This is a genomic window from Brevibacillus sp. MER 51, assembly GCF_023714195.1.
GTDB lineage: Bacteria > Bacillota > Bacilli > Brevibacillales > Brevibacillaceae > Brevibacillus.
Genome location: NZ_JAMAUS010000104.1, coordinates 1 through 217, shown reverse-complemented (window position 1 = coordinate 217; position 217 = coordinate 1). Strand labels below are relative to the sequence as shown.

Annotated in this window: 1 tRNA gene and 1 rRNA gene; both read left to right on the top strand. The window is 50.2% G+C overall.

The window, feature by feature from the left end:
* Positions 1-86, top strand: a 23S ribosomal RNA gene (locus tag M3630_RS30865); the annotation flags it as partial.
* 53 nt (positions 87-139) lie between these two features.
* Positions 140-215: transfer RNA gene (locus tag M3630_RS30860), tRNA-Asn, on the top strand.
* Positions 216-217: the final 2 nt, after the last annotated feature.

The following is a 217-nucleotide window of genomic DNA, read 5'->3' as shown; positions in this document are numbered from 1 at the left end:
CATAGACGATGAGGTTGATAGGTTCGGTGTGGAAGCGCGGTAACGCGTGGAGCTGACGAATACTAATCGGTCGAGGACTTATCCACACATTCTTAGCAATCATGCGTATTCAGTTTTGAAGGAATAAATCCTTCAACGTTCCTCGGTAGCTCAGTTGGTAGAGCAATCGGCTGTTAACCGATCGGTCGGCGGTTCGAGTCCGTCCCGAGGAGCCATA